4 protein-coding genes and 1 pseudogene are annotated in these 3,117 nt (G+C 61.0%); 1 reads left to right on the top strand and 4 read right to left on the bottom strand.

Annotation, left to right across the window (positions count from 1 at the left end):
* Positions 1 to 230: 230 nt before the first annotated feature.
* Positions 231 to 443, bottom strand: coding sequence for a hypothetical protein (locus tag FV222_RS21415; RefSeq protein WP_147815592.1), 213 nt, complete (start codon positions 441 to 443; stop codon positions 231 to 233).
* Between the two features lie 150 nt (positions 444 to 593).
* Here FV222_RS21415 and FV222_RS21410 point away from each other — a divergent pair, with 150 nt between their 5' ends.
* Positions 594 to 1,139: a PAS domain-containing protein gene (locus FV222_RS21410; protein ID WP_147815591.1), complete on the top strand. Its 546-nt coding sequence runs from the start codon at positions 594 to 596 to the stop codon at positions 1,137 to 1,139.
* Between the two features lie 237 nt (positions 1,140 to 1,376).
* Here the strand turns inward: FV222_RS21410 and FV222_RS21405 are convergent, their stop codons facing one another.
* From FV222_RS21405 to FV222_RS31420, 3 genes and pseudogenes are all read right to left on the bottom strand, one after another.
* Entirely contained in the window at positions 1,377 to 1,580 is a 204-nt protein-coding gene (locus tag FV222_RS21405) for a hypothetical protein (RefSeq protein WP_147815590.1), read from the bottom strand.
* A 649-nt stretch (positions 1,581 to 2,229) separates the two neighbouring features.
* Positions 2,230 to 2,595: a hypothetical protein gene (locus tag FV222_RS21400; RefSeq protein ID WP_147815589.1), complete on the bottom strand. Its 366-nt coding sequence runs from the start codon at positions 2,593 to 2,595 to the stop codon at positions 2,230 to 2,232.
* 105 nt (positions 2,596 to 2,700) lie between these two features.
* Positions 2,701 to 3,117 (bottom strand): annotated as a pseudogene (locus tag FV222_RS31420) (helix-turn-helix domain-containing protein); the annotation flags it as partial.

The following is a 3,117-nucleotide window of genomic DNA, read 5'->3' as shown; positions in this document are numbered from 1 at the left end:
AATCAGCACGTCCGCCTGACGTAGCTTCGCGACGATCTCCTCGGGCTTCGGGTGCTTTGCCATCTCGTCCGTCCTCCAGGCTCAAAAGCCATACCAAAGGGCGGACCACTTCAATGGGGGCGGACCAGAAGCGCATCGCGGAACTTGAGAATGCCATCGCGGCGGTAGAGGCGGTGGCCGACGAGGAACGAAGGCAGCAACGGTAGGGCCGTCGCGACGGACATGGCCACTTAGGCGGCTTCGGTCTCCACCACTTGGCGCAAGGCGTCCAAGGCTTGCTGGCGCCCCCTGTCGGTCTTCAATAGAGACCAGAGCCGCAGGCATTCGTCGGCCGCCATGAGATCGATTGCGATCTTTCCGGTTGTGAATTGATCAACTGACACGCCAAGATTATCGGCGATTTCTTGCAACTTGACGAGAGCCACTGCCTTTAGCTCGGCCATCATTGACCCCAATAGTTCTTTGCTGGATTGTTTCCAACGGAAATTGCAGCGATAAGTGCGGCGGCTATCTACCACCTACGGTTGGTGGTGCCATGTGGTTAGATAGCGCACAACCTATCTCTTGCGGTCACGGAGAGGCGGGCCGGCAAAATGATTTTTCTCACAGACGCCGCTGGACAGTGCGTCTACGCGAGCAGCGAATGGGCGAAGCTCACAGGGCAAGAGATCAAGGACGCCCTCGGTCGGGGCTCGCTTGCGCGCGTGCATCCTGATGACCGGTCAACCGTCGAAGATATTATCAACCAGGCAACCCAGCAGGGCGCTGAGTTCAACGTGCGGTATCGTCTCCTCAAACCCGATGATACGTGCCGATGGGTAGCCGCAGGCGGGGTCCCTTCGTTCGGGCTGTTAGGGGACGCCTTCGCTGGCTACCTTGGTACGATTACGGAACTTGCTGAGGGCGCAACGGACACGATCCGCGCCTATGGCAAAGTCGAGCGCTTCCGGCCCCCTGCACCTTACCAGACAACCACACCTAACTCGGCGCTCGATCGAGTCGCTGATCACCTCATCATGGCTCATTCGCTCATTGAAGATGATGGTGGGAAGCGAGCGCTACCCGACTTGCGCAATGCTCTCTTCAAAATCGGTCAGGCTTTGGCGGAAAAGGTCACGGAGCGGGAACGCCTCAACTGAGCCGCGAGGTATGCCGGACCTGTATGTCCGAACGATATCGTCGCCTTTTCGTTGCCGCGTGAATGTTTAGGACGTTCGCTTCTAAAGTTTTTATCCGAGAGCGAGATACGTATTAGGCGACGATAGCGGTGATTGAGCGACTAGTGCTTATCGTAGCCCTGTCCTCGCCTCTCAAACGAGGCTGGATGGGTGGCGGGCCGAACCAAGTTAACAGTACGGGCTCCGGCCCGCCTCATTCTAGATCGCATGCTGCTTCATCCAAGCGTCGCGATCCGCGCGCGCCACGGCCAACTCCCTCTGCACCTCCTCAAGCCCGGCATGCATCTCGCCGGCATCGACGGCGGTCTCGATCAGCAGCTCCTGCGCCTCGGCCAGCGCCGCGCGCAACTCCGCGTTCTCGGTAGCGAGCGCCAGGACCAGAGCCGCCGTGTCGTCGCTCATCCTTCAGCAACCTGTCTGGCGCATTGTCATTGACGCTGCATACGCGGCCGGCTGATCCCCCCGATCCGCTGCGACGGCCCTGTTCTTGTCCCCGCAAGCAGGGCCGCCACCTCATAGAGGCAGTGAGCAGGCCATAAGCCGGCGCAGGCGGTTCCTGTTCCTCGCATCACCGACCTTCACGTCACCGCCTATCGCAAATCTTCGTCAGTCTCGACGGGGGTGGGGACGGCCTTGGCATGGACATGGGTAGCCGCTCGGGCGCGGGGGTGCGCGCTTTCCGTGAAGCAGCCGGCGCAAATCGAGGCTGTGGCTCGCCGCTCAGCGGCTAGGATGCGGCTTTGGAAGGCGTCGTCACCGACTTGCGCCTTGGTGGCTTCGCTCTCGATCCTCTGTTCGGATGGGCTCACCCGATCCGTTGCTCCTAGCTGAACTACATTAGCTGCTGAGGCCGACGTAGCGACGAGGCAGAGGCAAAGGGTCAGGCGGCGCATCACGGTCTCCAAATCAGCTCGGCGAGCCAGCACCTTGCCGCAGGCCAAATTACGGCGCCTTAGGCGTATCCTTGACCAAGCGGCAGCGCTCACGTCGGGGCTCGACATGGCGCCGTTGGCTCAAGCAAGGAGCAACTGACGGGTTGACACCACGATCCTCAAATCCCGCTTTCGAGGGACCATTTTTCCGACCCAACAGTTTGGCCGCCTGTTACCGCCCACTTGCCGACAGTGACCTTGTCGTCGATGACCTGAAAGCTTGCCACACCGCCGGACCCTGGCGCGCCAGTCGCTTGAAAGACGACGGATAAGACAGTTCCGGTCAGGATGCCGGTTCCGATCTGGCGCCCAGATCCAATCTGCCAGACCACGCTGTAGGTGTCGCCGGTCCTTTTGATCATTGCTTCTCCTTTATAGAGTTGGGGTTGTCCTGGGTTCTGACCTTCAACCTTGTATCGGCCCTCAATAGCTTGCGCTGGCAATGTCAAAGCAGCGAGCGCTGTCAAAGCAAAAATAATCTTCATCGGGGCTCCTGCAGTCGGGTTGCTCGACATCTTCTAGCCGCCTGAAGCTGGCCTCGAGAGCAGAGCCTGCGACGGCCGTCAGGTCTGTCGAACACTTACCTGCGACTACCGCATGGCTCGTCCAGCTCTACCAGCCTCTCGGATTTGCGGAAGGGCTCTGTCGGCAGGGTCGCCCGCCGCTTGTCGGCAGCCCTTTTGACGGCTCCGAAGCCCTGAATTCATAGGGTATGAAACATCAGTAGGCGTGCGCTTCGCGGATTTGCACCCTCCCTCCCCTGCGGAGGAGGGGGCGCCTTTCCACGCTAGCCGAAGCCAAGCAGTCCACTCCACCGAGACAATCCTGACCACGTTCGTGTCGTTGCGGAAGCGGGCCATCCGGCGCTCCTCAACGGTTACCAGCGCGGCCTTCCGCGCTTCGCGGATCGCGTTGCGCACGGTGGTCTCGGCCACGCCGGCCGCCGCCGCGAGGTGTCCGACCGCTAGCCGGCAATCGCCCCGGCGGGCGGTCGGACACCTCGCGGC

This window comes from Methylobacterium sp. WL103 (genome assembly GCF_008039885.1).
GTDB lineage: Bacteria > Pseudomonadota > Alphaproteobacteria > Rhizobiales > Beijerinckiaceae > Methylobacterium > Methylobacterium cerastii.
Note: the sequence above shows the minus strand (reverse complement) of the source record. Positions and strands in the feature narration are given on the sequence as shown.